Below are 19,248 nucleotides of genomic sequence, written 5' to 3'. Positions count from 1 at the left end.
TTAAAGATCAGACATTATAGATTGAGTGATTTGGTAAGCTCTTTTCCAAAAGCACGTTGGTAAAACTCTGCAACGATTGAGTGTTCGAGTTCGTCACATTTATTAAGAAAGGTTAATTGAAAAGCCAAGTCAACATTTTGAAAAATTTCAGTATTTTCTGCCCAGGTGATTACGCTGCGCGGGCTCATAACCGTTGAAAGGTCACCATTGATAAAGGCTTGGCGTACCATGTTGGCTACATGCACCATTTGTGAAACTGTTTTTTTTCTTTGAGATGTTTGGAAATGTTTGACTTTTGAACAGACAATGTCAACTTCATGGTCATGGGGTAAATAGTTTAATATCGCCACAATAGACCACCGGTCCATTTGGGCTTGGTTAATTTGTTGTGTGCCATGATAAAGCCCTGTTGTATCGCCAAGGCCAATGGTATTTGCTGTTGCAAAAAGGCGAAATGCTGGATGAGGAGCGATAACGCGGTTTTGATCGAGTAAGCTCAACCGCCCAGAGGCTTCAAGTACCCGTTGAATAACAAACATAACATCAGGTCTGCCTGCATCATATTCATCAAAGACAAGAGCAATGTTGTTTTGATAAGCCCAGGGTAAAATGCCATCTTTAAATTCAGTGATTTGTAGACCATCTTTTAAAACGATGGCATCTTTTCCAACAAGGTCAATGCGACTAACGTGACTGTCAAGATTAATTCGAATACAAGGCCAGTTAAGACGTGCAGCGACTTGTTCAATATGTGTTGATTTACCAGTGCCATGATAGCCAGAAACCATAACACGACGATTAAAAGCAAAGCCTGCTAAAATGGCTAAAGTTGTTTGCTGGTCAAAAAGATAATCGGGATCTAAGTCAGGGACATGTAAGCTTTTTGCGCTAAAAGCGGGTACTTTCATGTCTGTATCAATATGAAATATATCACGAGCGCAGACTGTGATATCAGGAACATCGGTAGCGTGATTTGGTTTTGTCATTGTTTTTCTGGAAGGGTATCCACTCTTTATTATTTGAGTTGAAAAACAATACAAGACATCAATTGCTGATGCAATGCTCTGTAGAAAGAGAGGGGATGGGAGATAATGATTAATATTTCATGGTGTTTTTAAAACAAGTAAATTAAACAAGAAAACAGCTTGCACTCTTGCACTAAAGTGGATTGCTTTGAGCACGGTGACCCCCTCCTTTAGCACTTTAGCACAGGCCGGATTTCTTGAGTAAATTATAGGCGTGTAAAACATCGCGAAAACGTTCTTCTGAAGAACGGTTACCACCATTGGCATCAGGATGATGTTTTTTGACCAGTTCTTTATATTTTGTTTTAATATCCTCAGCTGAGGCATTGGCTTGTAACCCTAAAGTATCAAAAGCTTTGGCTTCCAAAGGTTTTAATTTTCGTGAGGTTGTACCGGCTGAGTGACGTTTGGTGAAAAATGAAAAGGGATCACGCATACGGTTTTGATAAGCCGCTGTTCCAGAGCGAATTGTTGCATAGTGAGGGGATGTTTTTTTTGATGCACTATTGCTCCCAGCAGACCACGTAGGGCGGTGCCCTGTGAGGGCGTCTTTCTGAAAATTTGCGATATCTTTATCGCTAAGGCCTGAGAAATAATTGAAGTCTTTATTGTAAGCACGTACATGATCAAGGCAAAAGTAAAAATACTGCCCTTCACGATTACGGCCTGCTGGCGCTTTGTGCACCCCGGTTTTTTCACACCCCTCCCATTGACACTGTTGGGTTTGTGCTTCACCTTGTTTTCTTTTATTGGAGCTGATACGAATTGAATCAAATAGTTTAGATGTTGTAGCCATGTTTTTGGTTTATGCAAAATCGGTGTGTTTGACAAGGATTGACTTTGAAAATTTATTTTCATACTTAATGTAGTGTCGAAGATGGCTAATTACACTATCCATTTTAGTGGAGAGTAAAGAAAAAATGTCTACTGTGATTCAAACAGTCATCGAAACAAAGCTTCGTGATGCTTTTTGCCCACAAAAACTTGAAGTGATTAATGAAAGCAGTCTTCATGCGGGGCATCGTCATGAAGGTGGTGTTTTTGATAGTCATGGGGAAACGCATTTTCGGGTGAAAATTTTTTCTTCTTCTTTTTCAGGTATGTCACGGGTAGAAAGACACCGGGCGATTTATAAAGTTTTACAGCAAGAATTAACGACGCATATTCATGCTTTGGCTCTTGAAGTTGAAGCTGCTTAAGATGGTTTTTCTGATTCAATGACTTTTGAAGCACGAGGATGTGCTTTTTGATAAACTTCTAATAAGCGGTCTGTATCAATGTGGGTGTAAACTTGTGTTGTCGATAAACAGGCATGGCCAAGTAATTCCTGAATGGTACGCAAATCCCCTCCACGCGACAAAAGGTGGGTTGCAAAAGAATGACGCAATGCATGGGGTGTAGTCGTTTCTGGTAAACCAAGACGAGCACGTAAATTTTGAACAAGGCGTTGAATAATAGCCGGTTGTAGCGGGCCACCTCGAACACCACGAAACATTGGTTGAGTGCTCACTAAAGGGTAAGGGCAGCATTTAAGATAAGTCTCTACCATTTCGTAAACGGTTTTAATCAGTGGAACTAGGCGTGTTTTGCCCCCTTTTCCTATTACAGACAGACTTGTTATCTCTGGATCAGAAAATTGTTCTGGTGTAAGTGCTAAAGCTTCTGATATTCGCATTCCGCAGCCGTAAAGGAGTGCTAAAACAGCAACGTTACGGGCAATAATCCATGGTTCATCTTCTTGTTGATTTTCTGGTTTGATGATATGCAATGCTGCTTGTACATTCAAAGGTTTAGGTAAAAGCTTTGGGTGTTTTGGTGTGCGAATAAGTTTAGCAGCTAGTGTATCAACGATACCCTCACGTGATAAGTAATTGAAAAAAGAGCGCAAACTCGCCACATTTCGGCTTAAAGAGCGTGCACTTATTTTTAACGTACGACGATGGGCCAAATAAGCACGCAAATCAACTACACGCAAATCAGCAAGGTCTTTGCAAGTTACTTCATGCCCGAGGTGATGACACAAAAAAATCAAAAATTGCCGTGTATCGCGTTCATAAGCTTGTGCTGTGTGTGTAGCCATACGACGCGTTTTTACAAGACCCTCTAGCCATTTTTTTCTTGCAACCAAAAGACCCTGCTCCGCTGGGATCAGAGGAGCATTTTGGCCTTTTTTGTTGTCATTATTGGGAGACATTTCTAGTTAAGAGTATTTTTTCCCTTTTTGGGCTTTTCAGAACTAGCCTGCCCATTTGTTTTTTCTTTCTTTTCTATAGAATTGGCAGCAGAATTAGCAGCGGCTTGACTTGCACCTTTTAGAGAGAGCACCTTTAGAAGATTATTCATTGACAAAAGATGCGCAAAAATCCGCCCTAAAAAGCCATTTTTATGCAATTTAGCAAGTTGATGAGCCGGTAATTTATGCAGTTTTTCTTCATCAACAATCCAGAAATCTTCTAATTGAGCTGAAAGACCTTTGTCATTTTTGACATTAATTGATTTTTGACTAAGAAGGTCCATCTTGACAAGAGTATCAATAAATTCAGCTGTTCTTTCCATACCAATTTTAAAGTGCTCAAGAAAATTGATACGCTCTTCCATGAAGGGAGAAATAGACCCATCAGAATTGAAAAGCTCTATGCCTGTAACGTCATTAAACATGCCAGATTGTTGGTCAAAGCAAACAGAAAGCTCTTTTTGATCTTGTATTTGTGCAAGAACAAAAGGATAACGGCGAATAAAAGCAGGGATATAAGTGTCACGTTGCCAACTTTTATCAGCAGTAATGTAATTATTTACATCATTAGAAAGACCTACAAGAGCGATGGATGTGTAATGGCGCTTTTTTTGTTCATCTTCTGCGCTCATAAACAAGATAGGGTAGTCGAGAGCAGCTTGAAAATATTCATCACTTGCTAGGGGAACCCAATGAGTATCTTTTGCAAAGGACATATCTTGTGAGGGATTGAATTTAAGACTTCTATGAAAAGTTTTGTTGATTGGAGTAACATTTTTATAAAAAAGCATAATATTCGCCATCAGATTTCTCCTTTTTCATTCACTATATGCCACAAAATACGCTTTTATAAGATTTTTGTATGGCAACAAGCTCTAATGGACAATAATTAAGTATATAATGATTCTTTCTTTTTAGAAGAGATGATATTATACATGAAACAAAAGAGAAAAAAACTTAAAAAGGCAATTTGTCTTGCCATTATTGGTGCTGCCCATGGAATTAGGGGGATGTTTGGGTTAAGGTATTGGGAGGTGAGCCTGAGCGCTTAAAGGCTTATGGTGTCCTTTATGATAAAGGAGGGCGCTGTTATGAAATTGCAACATTTCGGGTGCAAAAAAACGATGCAATTGTGCGTTTTAAGGGGGTGGAGGAGCGAAGTGCTGCCGAAGCTTTAAAGGGAATTAACCTTTATATTAAGCGAGATCAATTGCTTGATGATTTGGCTGAGGATGAATTTTATCAAATCGATTTGATTGGGCTTTGCGTTTATGATGATGCAGACAAGCGTCTTGGTGAAGTGAGCGGTTTTTTTAATTTTGGTGCTGGTGATTTGCTTGAAATCTGTTTAGATGGCGGCAAGAGAGAGCTCATTCCATTTAGCAAGGCGGCTGTGCCGGAAATTTGTGTTGCTTCTGGTTTTATTGTGATCAATCCAGTGGCAGCGGGTTTGGCTTACATGAAAGAAGAATAATAAATAAGGGAGATTTGAACAAAAAGAGTAGGATGAGGGAATAAGCATGGGATTTCAAGCGCATATTTTAACACTTTATCCTGAAATGTTTCCAGGATTATTAGGTCATTCTTTAGCAGGGCAGGCTTTAGCGCGAGGGATATGGTCGCTCAATACAGTACAGATTAGAGACTTTGCTTTTGACAAACACCACAGTGTTGATGATACACCGGCTGGTGGTGGTGCTGGTATGGTGATGCGGGCAGATGTGTTGGCTGCTGCAATTGATAGTTGCCCCCCTGATTTGCCAAGGTTTTTGTTGAGCCCACGGGGACGTCCTTTTAACCAAAACTATGCTCGTTCTTTGGCTCGTGGTTTAGGCGCGATATTGGTGTGTGGTCGTTTTGAAGGGGTTGATGAACGCGTGATAAAAGCGCGAAAATTAGAAGAAATTTCAATTGGTGATTATATTCTTTCAGGTGGAGAGGTGGCTGCATTGGTTCTTATGGATGCAATTGTGCGACTTTTACCTGGTGTTATGGGCAATCAAGCTTCTGGAGAATGTGAAAGTTTTGAGAATAATTTGCTTGAGTACCCCCATTATACGCGTCCTTCAGTTTTTGAAGGACTTACTATTCCACCGGTATTGACATCAGGCCATCACAAAGCTATTGCAAATTGGCGTCAAGAGCAGGCCGAATGTTTAACACAGCAACGTCGACCTGACCTTTATGCTCTTTATACCAAAAATCTTCGAAAAGCTTGATTCATTTTTAAAGATGGTGTATTGCACAACGCACTTTTAAGAGAGTTTTTTGAAAAAAGCTTTCTATGGATTTAAAAGAAATAAATTCTAAAAGAAAAAATAGTGTATTCGCTCTTGTTTAAAGCAGAGCCCAGGTGTTTAAAGCAGAACCCAAAGAATATCCTTTTTGTATGAAAGGCAGCTTTGTGGTAAGAGTTTAAGGCTCTGACTGTTCGAAAAGAACATGAAGGATGAAAGAAATGAATATTATAGCGCAGCTTGAAGCTGAACAATGCGCAAAAATTGAAGAAAAACGCCAATTTCCAGCGTTTCAGGTGGGAGATACGTTGCGCGTTTTGGTCCGTGTGACGGAAGGTACGCGCACACGTGTTCAGGCTTATGAAGGAATTTGCATTGCACGTTCGGGCGGTGGTTTGAATGAGAGCTTTACAGTGCGCAAAATTTCTTATGGTGAAGGTGTTGAGCGTGTGTTTCCGATGTATTCTCCCTTGGTTGAAGGTGTTGAGATTGTCCGCCGGGGTAAGGTGCGTCGTGCAAAGCTTTATTACCTTCGTGGTTTAAGAGGAAAGGCTGCACGTATCGCTGAAAAGAGAGATTACCGTAAGAATGCTAAGGTTTCTGAGGGAGGAGAAAAAGCAGTCGTTGCAGAAAAAGTTGAAGACAAGACTGCTGAATAAATATTTCTTTAAAGTTTTTTTTAAAAAAGCGGCTTTTATGCCGCTTTTTTGCTTTGTGAGGAAGAATTGCGATTATAAAACTCCTTTATCAAGGAATTTTATACAAAATAAGAGAGATCCTTTAGAGATGCTTATAAAGAGATGCTTGGTGATCAAATTTTAGAGAATCATTTTTTTTCATGGAAAAATGAAAGGTGTCTTTTAATATTTTATTTGCTTTGTATTGATCTTACAAAATGTGTGTAGTGGTAACTTTAACAATATTTTTTGTAATGAATTGTTTGTTACTTTTTTGATGCAAAAATTGCTTACACAAAAACTATCAAGAAACCGATATACTCTTATAAAAATGGGTACATTTAAAAATGGGGAGATTGGAGGAGATGTAGGGATGGCGCCTCCTTGGTCGTGTGAATTAAAAGTTATTCCAATAATTTTCGTTATAATGAGTACTTCAGTGTATTTTTATGAAGGAAATGCGGGTTTGATGAAGGAACAAATATCAGCAAAAAAGCTGTAACACTGTTATTGAAGTTGAATTTGATATGTGTGGATTATTGGGGCACTCAATCTATTGATCTCTTCAGAGAGGGGGGTGTCTTTAAAAGAGAAGCTTATTTTAATAAGGGGAAGTTTATTTTAATGTTAAGCGTGATTTGAAAGTTCTCTATCAAGAAGAGCAGTTTCGTTTTTTCATTAATGATTTAATATAGTTAATGATTTAAACTGTAAATATTGTGAAGTATTTCGTTACTATTTAACGGGTGGGATTTGAGCGGGTTTGAAAAAAATACATGTTTTCGTTGAAGAAACAATGTTTAAGCCTTTGACGTGAAGATAAAATTGTACTAAACAAAGCAGGCTTTATGGTTTATAGCTATAAGCTAATCGGTTTTTTTTATGCGCGACCTTTAATCCGTTATTTGAGATAACCGACCTGTAATGTGCGCCTTTAGGTATCAAAATTGGAATGTGCTTGATCGTTTATTATGAGTTTTCTCGTTTGCGATAAAGTTGCAATGAAAGTCAGGTCAGAGTTTTTATGATAGAGACATCTAGGATAAAAGATCGCCCTTATTCTCCCCATTTGAGTATTTATCGTTGGTCGATTACTATGGCGATGTCGATTGCACATCGTATCACTGGTGTAGCGCTTTATTTTGGAATGATATGTTTTGCCATTTGGTTGGGGGCAATCGCTTGCGGGAGTGATACGTTTAAAACGGTTAATGGGATTTATGGATCTTTCCCGGGGTTGTGTGTGTTATTTCTTTTTACGCTTGCTGGGGTTCACCATATGGTTGGCTGTATTCGCCATCTTGTTTGGAATATGAAGCCTTGTCTTTTAGCAAAAGAAAAAGCAACTGCGACTGCTTGGGCAACTGTGTTTATTACCCTTATTGTGACATGCGCAATTTGGGTTATTGGATATGGGTTGTCTTGATAGGGGATGGAGAAAAATATGAAAAAGATTTTCGAACAGAGTTTGGGAAAGTGCGTGGTTTTGGAAGTGCGCATGAGGGAACAGGGCATTTTTGGTTAGAAAATCTGACGGGTTTTACCAGTGTGCTGCTTTGGATATTTTTTATTGTTCTTGTCATTTCGCTTGTGGGGGAGGGGTATGATGTTATTTATGCACGACTTTCGCACCCTATTGTGGCGGTTTTAATGGGTTTGATGACTTTTTCAAGCCTTTATTATATGAAACTTGGAATGCAAGTTGTTATTGAAGATTATATTCCACATGGAAATTTGCGGATATTATTTTTAGTATTAAACACCTTATTTTGTTGTGTTTTGGGTGGTTTCATTATTTTTGCTCTTTTAAAAATCGTATTGGGAGTTTAACCAACATGGTGGCTACAGTATCGTCTTTGGGCCCTAAAGCGGGTCATGCTCCTTATCATTATGTAGATCATAAATTTGATGTTGTTGTTATTGGCGCTGGCGGTTCAGGTTTGCGTGCAACCCTTGGCATGGCTGAACAGGGGTTAAGGACAGCATGTATTACAAAGGTTTTTCCCACTCGTTCGCACACAGTTGCAGCACAAGGCGGTATTGCAGCGTCTCTTGCAAATATGGGGCCTGACAATTGGCAGTGGCATTTGTATGATACAGTGAAAGGCTCTGATTGGCTTGGCGACACTGATGCGATGGAATATTTGGTGCGCAATGCTCCTGCTGCTGTTTATGAATTAGAGCATTATGGGGTTCCTTTTTCGCGTACACAAGAGGGTAAAATTTACCAACGGCCTTTTGGTGGGCATACGACGCAGTTTGGGGAAGGTCCGCCAGTTCAACGTACTTGTGCGGCGGCTGATCGTACTGGGCATGCTATTTTGCACGCGCTTTATGGGCAAAGCTTAAAGCATAATGCGCAATTTTTTATTGAATATTTTGCGCTTGATTTGATCATGACTGATGGTGTGTGTACAGGTGTTGTAGCGTGGAATTTAGATGACGGTACAATTCACCGTTTTTCTGCTAAGATGGTTGTCTTGGCAACAGGTGGTTATGGACGTGCTTATTTTTCTGCTACATCAGCCCATACATGTACAGGTGATGGCGGTGGAATGATTGCACGTGCTGGGTTGCCGCTTCAGGATATGGAGTTTGTTCAATTTCACCCCACGGGTATTTATGGTTCTGGCTGTTTAATCACAGAAGGGGCACGTGGAGAAGGTGGTTATTTGATCAATTCTGAAGGTGAGCGTTTTATGGAACGTTATGCGCCTTCTTTTAAAGATTTGGCTTCACGTGATTTGGTTTCACGTTGTATTACGCTTGAAATTCGTGAAGGGCGTGGGGTTGGTGCCAAGAAGGACCATATTCATTTGGTTCTCAATCATATTGATCCTGCTATATTGCATGAGCGTTTACCGGGGATTTCTGAATCAGCACGAATTTTTGCAGGTGTTGATGTGACAAAAGATCCTATCCCGGTTTTACCAACAGTTCATTATAATATGGGTGGTATTCCTACCAATTATTATGGGGAAGTTTTAAACCCAACAAGTGATTCGCCTGATTGTGTTCAACCTGGATTGATGGCTGTGGGTGAGGCAGGGTGTGCATCTGTTCACGGTGCTAATCGTTTGGGTTCCAATTCACTGATTGATCTTGTGGTATTTGGGCGTGCGGCTGCAATTCGTGCAGGAAAAATAATTGACCGCAATGCAGAGATTCCGGCAATTAATGAAACAGCTGTTGATGAAATTATGGCACGTTTTGATCGTTTGCGTTTTGCTCAAGGGCATACACCAACGGCGGTGTTGCGTGAAAAAATGCAGCGGACTATGCAGGAAGATGCTGCAGTGTTCCGTACGGCAGATTCTTTAGAGCAAGGATGTCAGCGTGTAAGTAAACTCTGGAATGAACTTTCTGATCTTAAAGTGACAGATCATTCGTTGATTTGGAATTCTGATTTGGTTGAAACATTAGAGCTTGAGAATTTGATGGCAAATGCTATTACGACAGTTCATTCTGCGGCTGCGCGTTTAGAAAGCCGTGGGGCGCATGCGCGTGAAGATTATCCAGAGCGTGACGACAAAAATTGGCGTTGCCATACACTTTCGCATTTGTCAAAAGATGGGAAAGTGACATTATCCTATCGGCCTGTTCACGTGGATCCATTAACATCTGAGGCAGATGGCGGTATAGACTTAAAACGCATTGTGCCTAAAAAACGTGTTTACTAAGGGGAGAATGAGTCATGGTTCAAATTAGGCTTCCCAAAAATTCTCGTGTAAAGGCTGGAAAGATTTGGCCTAAACCTGAAGGTGCGACACAGCTGACAGAATTTCACATTTATCGTTGGTCACCTGATGATGAGGATAATCCTCGTCTTGATACCTATTATGTGGATCGTTCAGCATGTGGTCCGATGATTCTTGATGGCCTTTTGTTTATTAAGAATCATATTGATCCAACTTTGGCGCTTCGTCGGTCGTGTCGTGAGGGTATTTGTGGTTCATGTGCGATGAATATTGATGGGGTCAATACGCTGGCTTGTACTAAAGGGATGGATGATGTGAAACATCCCATCAAGGTGTATCCTCTTCCTTCTATGCCGGTTGTTAAAGATCTGGTTCCTGATTTGAAGCGTTTTTATGCGCAGCATCGTGCTATTGAGCCTTGGTTGCAAACTGTTTCACCTGAGCCTGCAAAAGAGTGGTTGCAAAGCTATTCTGATCGTCAAAAAATTGATGGTCTTTATGAGTGTATTCTTTGTGCGTGTTGTCAAACATCGTGTCCAAGTTATTGGTGGAATGGTGACCGTTATTTAGGGCCTGCTGTTTTACTTCAGGCTTATCGTTGGATTGCTGATTCGCGCGATGAGATGAGTGGGGAGCGTCTTGATAATCTGGAGGATCCTTTCCGGCTTTATCGATGCCATACGATTATGAATTGTACGCAAACTTGCCCAAAGGGTTTAAATCCGGCTAAAGCGATTGCTGAGATTAAAAAACTTATGGTTGAACGCCGTCTTTAAAAAATTATTAGCTTAGAAATTAGCTAGCAACAAAAACAATAGGAGGAAGCGGGGGCATATATGCCCCTGTCTTTTTTTTGTGTGCTTTGGAAGGTGGGGTTATTGAATTTTTTGCTGTGCACTTGCTTTTCTTTTGTATTGTGCATCTTAGAATCTATTAGCACCTTGAAATTATACTTGTGTTTTTGAGATGTGTTGTGCTCTTGAAACGCACTTGTGTTCGTGAACGATATGATAGGTGCGGTTTTGTAAATAAGGGCTTTTACTGTTTTTAAAAAGGGGAGGAGGGGTGCTGTGGTTCATTTAGAGCGGGAGTCCACGTAAAAGGCGTGGGGCATTTGGGGTAAGGCCGGAAGCTTCTTGAATGAAATATTTTTTTATTTTTGGCCTCTGATTAACAAGTCCAAGACCAATATCACGCAGTACTCTCAAAAATAGGGTATCGTTAGAAAAGAGCTTGTTGATCCAGTCATTACTCAAGGCCATACGCACGGTTTCGAAACGTCGCCAATTTTGATAGCGCTCAAGAGCGATGATTGACCCAATGTCAAGACCTAACCGTGCTGTTTTAATGATAACTTCAGCCAAAGCTGCACTGTCACGAAGCCCTAAGTTAAGACCTTGACCTGCAATGGGGTGAATTGTGTGGGCAGCATCTCCCACAAGAGCAAAACGGGGTTTAATGCAAGAATATGCTAGCGAAAGGGCTAAAGGAAATCCTTGGCGTTCGCCATCCCAAGTGAGTTTTCCAAATCGATGACCGATACGTTTTTCGAGTTCTGTTTCAAAAATAAGAGGATCAGCTTTAAGGTAATATTGAGCGGTTTGATGGTCTTCATTCCATACAATGGCTGATCGATTGCCTTTAAGGGGCAAAAGAGCAAAAGGCCCGGCAGGCAAAAAATGTTGAATTGCTTGACCATGATGGGGTTTTTCATGTTCGATAGTGCATATGATTGCTGTTTGTTTATAAGGGTGCACAAAGTTTTTAAGGTTTGCTTTCTCGCGTAGTTTGGAACGTGTTCCATCAGCTGCGATCAGCAATTGTGTTTGCCAAATTTCTTTATTGCTCAAGGTAACAGTTGTGTGGTGGTCTTCTTGGTAAAAATCAACGACACGTGCAGTTTTGATGAAAGGGATATTCAGTTCTTTTACACGTTTTTTTAAAACAGCAGTAAGCTCTTTATTTTCAATCATAGCGGCAAAGGGCTCGCCAGGGGTGATATCTCCTTCAAAGGTTAAAAGGGTTGGTTTGAAAGGATCATTAACGCGTGCATCAGTAATGAGCATTGAATGAATAGGTTGAGCATGAGGCTTGATATGTTCCCAGCATTGCAATTGCTTCAACATACGAATAGAAGCAGCGGAAATGGCTAGCGCTTGTCTTTTTTTACTAGGGGTATTCTCTTGAGGGGGGCATCGACAATGTTTATTTTCAACTCAGGTGCGGCTTGTTTGAGTGCTAGCGCAAGTGTTAAACCAACGATTGCTCCCCCTGCGATGAGGAGATCACATTGTTTTATATTTTGATTCATATTAAAAGACACTACATTTCTTTCTACTTTTGTGTAGTTTATTAGCTCTTAAATGAAAATAATACCCTTTTTGAAAATTATTTTTACAGTCTTAATTAAGAAATTGTTGTAATAAGAATGGTTAAAATGGCATTAATATTTTAAAACTATAAGCTGTAATGTTTTTAACTATAAGCTGTGCAACCAGTTTTTTATGAAAAGTTTTATATTTGGAATTGATTGATGCGCCAAGATTTGTCTTCTGATCATTTATCAGAAAGGCTTGATTATCAAAGTCCACGTCTTGTGAATTTATTTTTGCGTCAGATTGGTGCCTTCATTGGGCTTGGGCTTTTGGGTCTTATTATTTTTTGTGTTTTAGCTTTAGCAACATGGAATGTTGTAGACCCATCATTGACTTATGCCAATGCTCATGAGGTTACAAATCTTATGGGGTGGCCTGGTGCGATTTTTTCAGATTTTGCTATACAGTTTTTTGGTTTGGCAAGTTTGTGCATTTTATTACCCCCGTTTTTTTGGTCACTTTTATTGTTGGCACAAAAAGATATTCGTAATTTTATATTTCGTCTTTTTTTGTGGGTGGTATCAGCGATTTATTTTTCAGCTGTTTTTGCTTTGTTGACACATTTTGCCTCTTTTACGCGTTGGCCCTTGCCGATTGGCTTTGGAGGCGTTGTGGGTGATAAAATTTTAAATACTGCTTATTTATTTTTTCCTTCCTTTTTTGCTTTTTTTTCTTCCTTACAAATTGCTTTTATAGGTGTTTGTCTTGCTCCTTTAGGTTTTGTGATAGCTGCTTTTGCTGGCAATGTGGCGTGGCGTTGCAAGAATGATGACAAAAGAAACAAAAAAACAAAAAGGTCAAAGTAACAGATTCAGTCAGTGATGATGTGGAAGAGGCTCATCACTCTATCTATGAAGTGCTGCTTGGTTTTTTTGTTACAGTTTTTGGAGCAGTTTTGCATTTTCTTTATTTTTTACAAGCACGTTTGGGGCGCCTTTTTTCATGGAGCAAGAATTCTAAGAAACGAGATGATCTTTCTGAGCAGCAAAGTTGGCTCTGTGAGGGGGAAGAAAATGTATTTGGTCGGGTTGAGCCGGTTTTATTTGAAGAAGAAGGAAAGCAGGAGTCTTGCCCCCATAAAGAATCTGTTTCGTCCTCCAAGGGTCGTGTTTTCAAGCCGTCAAAAGTTGTTTTTAAAAATGGTTTTACGCTTCCACTTTTGGATTATCTTTCTGTTTTTCCACCGGCTGAGAAAGATGCGAGATTGTCTCCTACTGCTTTAAAAGAAAATTCTCGTGAACTTGAGACAATCTTATTAGATTTTGGTGTTAAGGGTAAAATGATTAATGCACGCCCTGGGCCAGTTGTAACTTTATATGAATTTGAGCCAGCAGCTGGTATTAAATCTTCACGTGTTATTGGATTGGCTGATGATATTGCTCGTTCAATGCGTGCAATTTCAGCACGTGTTGCTGTTGTTCCAGGGCGCAATGTGATTGGAATAGAGTTGCCCAATGCAACGCGTGAGACAGTTTATTTGCGGGAAATTTTGCAAGCTCAAGAATTTGTTCACAACAAAGCAAACTTAGCGCTTGCTTTGGGTAAAACAATAGGTGGTGAAACGGTGATTGCAGATTTGGCAAAGATGCCGCATCTTTTGGTAGCAGGTACCACTGGGTCGGGTAAATCTGTTGCTATTAATACAATGATTTTGTCACTTCTTTATCGTATGACACCTGAGCAATGTCGTTTAATTATGATCGATCCTAAGATGCTTGAACTTTCGATTTATGACGGTATTCCGCATTTATTAACGCCGGTGGTAACAGATCCTAAAAAAGCAGTGATTGCTCTTAAGTGGGCTGTTCGTGAAATGGAAGAGCGCTATAGTAAAATGTCAAAAGTTGGCGTTCGTAATATTGATGGGTTTAATGCGCGTTTAAAAGAAGCACAAAGTCAAGGAGAGACATTGACACGAACGGTCCAAGTGGGATTTGATCGCACGACTGGTGAGCCCCTTTATGAATCAGAAACTCTCGATTTAAATCCTATGCCCTATATTGTTGTTATTATTGATGAAATGGCAGATTTAATGCTTGTTGCGGGGAAGGATATTGAAGGAGCAGTTCAACGTTTAGCACAAATGGCGCGTGCTGCTGGTATTCATGTGATTATGGCCACACAGCGCCCTTCGGTGGATGTTATTACGGGTACGATTAAAGCTAATTTTCCTACACGCATTTCTTTTTCTGTTAGTTCAAAGATTGATAGTCGGACAATTCTTGGTGAACAAGGAGCTGAACAATTGCTAGGGCAGGGGGATATGCTTTTTATGATGGGAGGGGGGCGTATTCAGCGTGTTCATGGTCCTTTTGTTGCTGATAATGAAGTTGAACAGGTTGTTGCTCATCTGAAAGCTCAAGCGCAGCCTGATTATTTAGAGGCTGTTACACAAGAAACGGCAGATCATGGCGTTGATGTTTCTCTTGTCACTCCTGCGCAAAATGATCCTTATAGTCAAGCTGTTGCAGTTGTTTTGCGTGATCGTAGGGTTTCAACTTCTTATATTCAGCGCCGTTTAGGGATTGGGTATAACCGTGCTGCTTCACTGATTGAGCGGATGGAAGAAGAAGGCATCATTAGCCCTGCTAATCATGCGGGAAAACGAGAAATTTTAGTACCTGCTGAAGAAGAGCCGTTAAAGTAAAAGCCTTTAAATGAATTTTTTAAACAATACTTTAATGAATATTTACAAGTTAAAGGTATTGTTTGATGTTTATATTTTGAAGTTTGCTGCTTATATTTTCAAATGAGCATATGTTGCTTTAAGCGATTAGGAGCGTTGTCTGTGATGACATATTATTTATCATCAAGAAGAGTATTTATTGTTTTTGGTTTTATTATTTGTGTGCTGTTGGCTGTGCCTTCTTTTGCGCAGTCATCTCGTCAGGTAGCGCGGGCTCAGGCTATTGCTAATCATTTTTCCGAAATTAAAACAATGACAGGGGATTTTATTCAGTTTAGCCCAAAGGGCAAAATGAGTGAGGGAACATTTTATTTAGAGCGTCCTGGTAGGATTCGTTTTGGTTATAAAGGGGTGCCTTTGCAGATTATAGCAGATGGTAAAATGGTGGGTGTGAACAATCGTGCGCTCAATACTTGGAACCTTTATCAACTTTCTCAAACACCGATGAAATTTCTATTAGACGATAAAATTAATATATCATCGAAGAATTTATTGGCGCTTCGTGAAGATCCTGGGGTGATAACGATTGTTTTGCATGATAAAAGCATTGGCAAAGGGCAGATAAGAATGATTTTTGATTCTAAAGACTATAGTTTGCGCCAGTGGACGATTGTTGATCAGCAGAATTTGGAAACAACGGTTCAAATTATGAACGTGCGCACGGGGATTCGGTTTGTTGATGGAATGTTTACGATTCCTTATAAAAATATTGCAATATCGCGCAATCGGAATGGAAATTGATGTTTTTTCGTATTGCTACTTGGAATGTTAATTCTATTCGTTTACGCCTTGCGCAAGTCCTTCAATATTTGGATCTCTTTGCGCCAGATATTTTGTGTTTACAAGAAACTAAATGCCCAGATCATTTATTCCCACGTGAGCCTTTTCAAGCGGCAGGTTATGAGCATATTGCACTAAGTGGTCAAAAATCTTACCACGGTGTGGCGGTTGTTTCACGTTTGCCTTTGTTGGATGTTGAAAAGCGCTTTTTTTGTCAAAAAGAAGAGTGCCGCTATCTTTCAGTGGTTGTTCAGCCCTGTGGTAGGGCAATTCGGATTCATAATTTTTATGTTCCTGCTGGGGGTGATGAGCCTGATGTTAGTGTGAATGAAAAATTTCGTCATAAGCTTGATTTTTTAGAGGAAATGTCTTCTATCCGAGCGGATCAAGGTGATGGTTTATCTTCTCTTTTGCTGGGTGATTTGAATATTGCTCCTTTGGAAGATGATGTGTGGTCTCATAAGAAATTATTGAACGTTGTCAGTCATACGCCGGTTGAAACCGAGCGTTTACAAGCATTATGCCGTGAAGGGGGTGGATTGATTTGATGCGCATTAAATTTCCAGTTCCTGCTAAGCTTTATACCTGGTGGAGTTATCGGGCACGCGATTTTGCTCTTTCTGACCGTGGGCGGCGGCTTGACCATATTTGGTCTTCACCAGATTTAGCGCCTTTTATGGATGATCTTTCGATTTTCCGTGCTGCACGGGGGAACCTCAACCTTCCGATCACGTTCCAGTACAGACAGTATTTGATTTTTCACGTGAAGTTTGAAATAAATGCTTGAAGAAACATAGCTAGGTTGATTTGAAGACCACGCAAGGAGGGTGGATGTGGATGAGTACTTTAAAGTGGATTGCTTCAAAGAATCTTTACTATAGTTTCCTTTGTGTATTTTTGATGTTGTCAGGATGTGCTGTTGGCCCTGATTATCATAAGACATCTTTTAGTGTTCCAGCAGTTTGGGGGAGAAAATCTGCTCAAATATCTGACCACTCAGTTGCACTTGCGGGATGGTGGCGGCGTTTTAATGATCCTGTTTTAAATGAGCTAATCGATGATGCGATATCTGGTAATAATAACGTTGCTGTTGCAAAAGCACGCGTTCGTGAAGCACGTGCCAGTGTGGGGCAAACAGCAGGATATCTTGCACCAAGTGTTTCTGGTTCAATTTCAGGCAATCGTTTTTCTGAACAGCCTGATGTGTCTTTAAGTCAATATCGTGGTGGTTTTGATGCCAGCTGGGAGCTTGATCTTTTTGGAGGTCATAAGCGAGCGGTTGAGGCAGCCCGTTATGGTCTTGATAGTACTGTGGAAGATATGCGAGCGACAATGGTAACATTGTTGGGAGATGTGGCAACAAATTATGTTGAAATGCGTGGTTGGCAACAAAAATTGTTGATTGCACGCCGGATTGTTGTATCGCAGCGTAAAACTTTTGAACTTATGCGTACCAAATTGGCCGCTGGTGAGGCTTCAGAACTTGATTTTTCAAATGCGCAAGCACAAATGGCTAACACAGAGGCTGATATATTCCAAATAGAAGCTAGTTTAGCGATGAGTATTCATCGTCTTTCTGTGTTGACTGGTCGTGTTCCTACGGCTTTGGAGGCTTTTTTACAAAAGAGTGCTAAAAAAGAAGGGGCAATTCCACAACCACAATGGCCGATACCTGTAGGAATTCCAGCTGATATTTTGTTAACGCGTCCAGATTTACGGCGAGCAGAGCGCCAATATGCACAAGCTACAGCACGCATTGGTCAGCGTGAGGCAGATCGTTACCCATCGCTCACCTTAACGGGTCGTATTTCAACAACGGCAACACAGATTGGCCATTTGGGAGAAAGTTCAACCATTGGGTGGTCTTTTGGGCCTGGTCTTCAATTTCCTTTTTTTGATGGGGGCAGAGAGCTGCATCGGTTGAAATGGCGCGTGCACAGCGTGATCAAGCGTTTATTACTTACCGGGCAGAGGTGCTTGGTGCTTTAGAAGATGTAGAAAATGCACTGGTGAGACTTTATAAGGAACATCAGCGTTTAGAAAAGCTGACGGTTGCAAATACGGCTGCTTTGCGTTCATTAAAGCTTTCCCAGCTCCTTTTTGAGAATGGGGATATTAGTTTCTTTGAGTTTTTAGATGCGCGTCGTTCATATTATTCTGCGCAAATGGCGCTTAAAAATAGCTATGTTAATGTGGCTTTACAGTATATTGCTTTAATGAAAGCATTAGGTGGTGGTTGGGATGGTGTGGTTGATGTTTCACTCCCGGAAATAGTGGATGAGTGACGGGTTTACGCTTGAGAGTAAATGAGGGAGAAAAAGTTTAATTATGATGAAATACAACATGAAACGCAAAAAGCTTATTTTATGCATTGTGGCTTTTCTTGTCGTGTTTTTAGGGTTTATCCGTGCTCTTTTTTTTGGAAATTCCACCCAAGCTTATATCACAGCGGTGGTGAAACGTGGTGATATTGAAGAAAGTGTTTTAGCTTCTGGTATTGTGCGCCCTTATCGGCTTGTTGCTGTTGGTGCACGCGCGACAGGGCGTGTTATTGCGATGCATGTTTCTCCTGGTAGTGTTGTGAAAGAAGGAGATTTATTGGCAGAGATTGATCCCACAGATCAGGAAAATGATCTGAAAAGGAAGAAAGCTGTTTTGTCTCATTATTATGCTAGTTTAGTTGAGCAAGAAGCTAACCTTACTTTAGCGCAGAAAAATTTGGCACGTCAAAAAGAGATGGTTAAAGCACATGCAGTTTCACGTGCTAACTTTGATAATGCTCTAATACAAGTAAAAATACGTGAAGCTCAAATTGCTCAGCTTCGAGAACAAATTGTGCAAGCACAAATTGATGTTAAAAGTGCAGAGGTTAATTTAAGCTATACGCGGATAACAGCGCCTTCATCAGGCACGGTTTTAGCAACGGTTGTTGAAGAGGGACAAAATGTTAATGCAGTTCAGTCGGTGCCAACAATTGTTATTTTAGGGGATTTGTCAAAAATGACAGTGAAAGCGCAAATTTCAGAAGCTGATATTTTGAAAGTTCATGCTGGACAAGCCCTTTATTTCACGATTTTTGGTGATTCACAGCGCCGTTATAATGGGATATTAGAAACGATAGAACCTGCACCTGAATCTATTCGTAATGATATTAGTATTCACCCTGAGATGTCTGGAGGGAGCAGTGCTTTGGCATCATCAGCTATCTATTATAATGGGCTTGTGCATGTTGATAATAAAGACAATTTTTTGCGCACTTATATGACCGCTCAAGTCCATATTATCTTAGGTCGTGCTCATAATGTATTGTTGGTGCCAAGCGATGCTTTACATGATGAGACAAAAGATCATAAAGCGTGGGTTTGGCTTTTAGTTGGTAAAAATAGGGTGGTTGCAAAACAGGTGACTATTGGGCTCAATAATAAGGTGATGGCTGAGGTTGTTTCAGGATTAAATGAGGGTGATATAGTGATTACCGGTTCAAACGGTGGATTGATATTAGAAGATACCGATTGGCAAAGCGAAGACGAGATCTAA

Annotated in this window: 16 protein-coding genes and 4 pseudogenes; 15 read left to right on the top strand and 5 right to left on the bottom strand. The window is 40.4% G+C overall.

What is annotated here, in order from left to right:
• Positions 1-14 precede the first annotated feature (14 nt).
• Positions 15-986 carry a cobaltochelatase subunit CobS gene (gene cobS / locus BscR1v2_RS07175; protein WP_078690227.1) on the bottom strand — a complete coding sequence of 324 codons (972 nt, stop codon included), beginning with the start codon at positions 984-986 and terminating at the stop codon, positions 15-17.
• Positions 987-1,203: 217 nt separating this feature from the next.
• Positions 1,204-1,821, bottom strand: a complete 618-nt coding sequence (locus BscR1v2_RS07170; RefSeq protein ID WP_078690226.1) for a J domain-containing protein — start codon at positions 1,819-1,821, stop codon at positions 1,204-1,206.
• Between the two features lie 124 nt (positions 1,822-1,945).
• Between BscR1v2_RS07170 and BscR1v2_RS07165 the strand changes: the two genes are divergently transcribed.
• Positions 1,946-2,224, top strand: a complete 279-nt coding sequence (locus BscR1v2_RS07165) for a BolA family protein (protein ID WP_010704393.1) — start codon at positions 1,946-1,948, stop codon at positions 2,222-2,224.
• On the opposite strand, the gene BscR1v2_RS07160 is transcribed toward BscR1v2_RS07165, so the two are convergent.
• On the bottom strand, positions 2,221-3,219 hold the full coding sequence (locus BscR1v2_RS07160) for a tyrosine recombinase XerC (protein ID WP_078690225.1): 999 nt from the start codon (positions 3,217-3,219) through the stop codon (positions 2,221-2,223). The two genes, BscR1v2_RS07165 and BscR1v2_RS07160, sit on opposite strands and share 4 nt — an antisense overlap.
• A gap of 2 nt (positions 3,220-3,221) precedes the next feature.
• The gene (locus BscR1v2_RS07155) at positions 3,222-4,061 is read right to left on the bottom strand and encodes a SapC family protein (protein WP_078690224.1); all 840 of its coding nucleotides are present in this window, start codon (positions 4,059-4,061) and stop codon (positions 3,222-3,224) included.
• Between the two features lie 132 nt (positions 4,062-4,193).
• Here BscR1v2_RS07155 and rimM point away from each other — a divergent pair.
• From rimM to BscR1v2_RS07120, 8 genes and pseudogenes are all read left to right on the top strand, one after another.
• Positions 4,194-4,732 (top strand): annotated as a pseudogene (gene rimM / locus BscR1v2_RS07150) (ribosome maturation factor RimM).
• Positions 4,733-4,778: 46 nt separating this feature from the next.
• Positions 4,779-5,477, top strand: a complete 699-nt coding sequence (gene trmD, locus BscR1v2_RS07145) for a tRNA (guanosine(37)-N1)-methyltransferase TrmD (RefSeq protein WP_010704389.1) — start codon at positions 4,779-4,781, stop codon at positions 5,475-5,477.
• Positions 5,478-5,716: 239 nt separating this feature from the next.
• Positions 5,717-6,154 (top strand): 50S ribosomal protein L19, encoded by a 438-nt coding sequence (gene rplS, locus BscR1v2_RS07140; protein WP_078690342.1) that lies wholly within the window; start codon positions 5,717-5,719, stop codon positions 6,152-6,154.
• A 349-nt stretch (positions 6,155-6,503) separates the two neighbouring features.
• Positions 6,504-6,674: a hypothetical protein gene (locus BscR1v2_RS08160; protein ID WP_153302019.1), complete on the top strand. Its 171-nt coding sequence runs from the start codon at positions 6,504-6,506 to the stop codon at positions 6,672-6,674.
• A 522-nt stretch (positions 6,675-7,196) separates the two neighbouring features.
• Entirely contained in the window at positions 7,197-7,598 is a 402-nt protein-coding gene (sdhC, locus tag BscR1v2_RS07135) for a succinate dehydrogenase, cytochrome b556 subunit (RefSeq protein ID WP_078690223.1), read from the top strand.
• Positions 7,595-8,002 (top strand): succinate dehydrogenase, hydrophobic membrane anchor protein, encoded by a 408-nt coding sequence (sdhD, locus tag BscR1v2_RS07130; RefSeq protein WP_236829001.1) that lies wholly within the window; start codon positions 7,595-7,597, stop codon positions 8,000-8,002. The genes sdhC and sdhD overlap by 4 nt, the downstream gene beginning before the upstream one ends.
• A 5-nt stretch (positions 8,003-8,007) precedes the next feature.
• On the top strand, positions 8,008-9,852 hold the full coding sequence (gene sdhA, locus BscR1v2_RS07125; protein WP_010704385.1) for a succinate dehydrogenase flavoprotein subunit: 1,845 nt from the start codon (positions 8,008-8,010) through the stop codon (positions 9,850-9,852).
• Between the two features lie 14 nt (positions 9,853-9,866).
• Positions 9,867-10,646 carry a succinate dehydrogenase iron-sulfur subunit gene (locus BscR1v2_RS07120; protein WP_078690221.1) on the top strand — a complete coding sequence of 260 codons (780 nt, stop codon included), beginning with the start codon at positions 9,867-9,869 and terminating at the stop codon, positions 10,644-10,646.
• A 303-nt stretch (positions 10,647-10,949) separates the two neighbouring features.
• Here BscR1v2_RS07120 and BscR1v2_RS07115 read toward each other — a convergent pair.
• A pseudogene (locus tag BscR1v2_RS07115) lies at positions 10,950-12,181 on the bottom strand (ubiquinone biosynthesis hydroxylase).
• 222 nt (positions 12,182-12,403) lie between these two features.
• On the opposite strand from BscR1v2_RS07115, the gene BscR1v2_RS08595 reads away from it, so the two are divergent.
• From BscR1v2_RS08595 to BscR1v2_RS07090, 6 genes and pseudogenes are all read left to right on the top strand, one after another.
• The gene (locus BscR1v2_RS08595) at positions 12,404-13,051 is read left to right on the top strand and encodes a DNA translocase FtsK 4TM domain-containing protein (RefSeq protein ID WP_418214933.1); all 648 of its coding nucleotides are present in this window, start codon (positions 12,404-12,406) and stop codon (positions 13,049-13,051) included.
• A gap of 20 nt (positions 13,052-13,071) precedes the next feature.
• Positions 13,072-14,892, top strand: a complete 1,821-nt coding sequence (locus tag BscR1v2_RS07110) for a DNA translocase FtsK (protein WP_418214932.1) — start codon at positions 13,072-13,074, stop codon at positions 14,890-14,892.
• 144 nt (positions 14,893-15,036) lie between these two features.
• Complete coding sequence (locus BscR1v2_RS07105) at positions 15,037-15,672, top strand: LolA family protein (RefSeq protein WP_078690220.1); 636 nt, start codon at positions 15,037-15,039, stop codon at positions 15,670-15,672.
• A pseudogene (locus tag BscR1v2_RS07100) lies at positions 15,672-16,485 on the top strand (exodeoxyribonuclease III). The gene BscR1v2_RS07105 and the pseudogene BscR1v2_RS07100 overlap by 1 nt, the downstream one beginning before the upstream one ends.
• 57 nt (positions 16,486-16,542) lie before the next feature.
• A pseudogene (locus BscR1v2_RS07095) lies at positions 16,543-17,996 on the top strand (efflux transporter outer membrane subunit).
• Between the two features lie 43 nt (positions 17,997-18,039).
• A complete protein-coding gene (locus BscR1v2_RS07090; RefSeq protein WP_078690219.1) occupies positions 18,040-19,248 on the top strand; it encodes an efflux RND transporter periplasmic adaptor subunit in 1,209 nt (402 codons plus the stop codon).

Source organism: Bartonella schoenbuchensis R1 (assembly GCF_002022685.1).
Taxonomy (GTDB): Bacteria; Pseudomonadota; Alphaproteobacteria; order Rhizobiales; family Rhizobiaceae; genus Bartonella; species Bartonella schoenbuchensis.
This window is presented reverse-complemented; position numbering and strand designations above follow the sequence as displayed.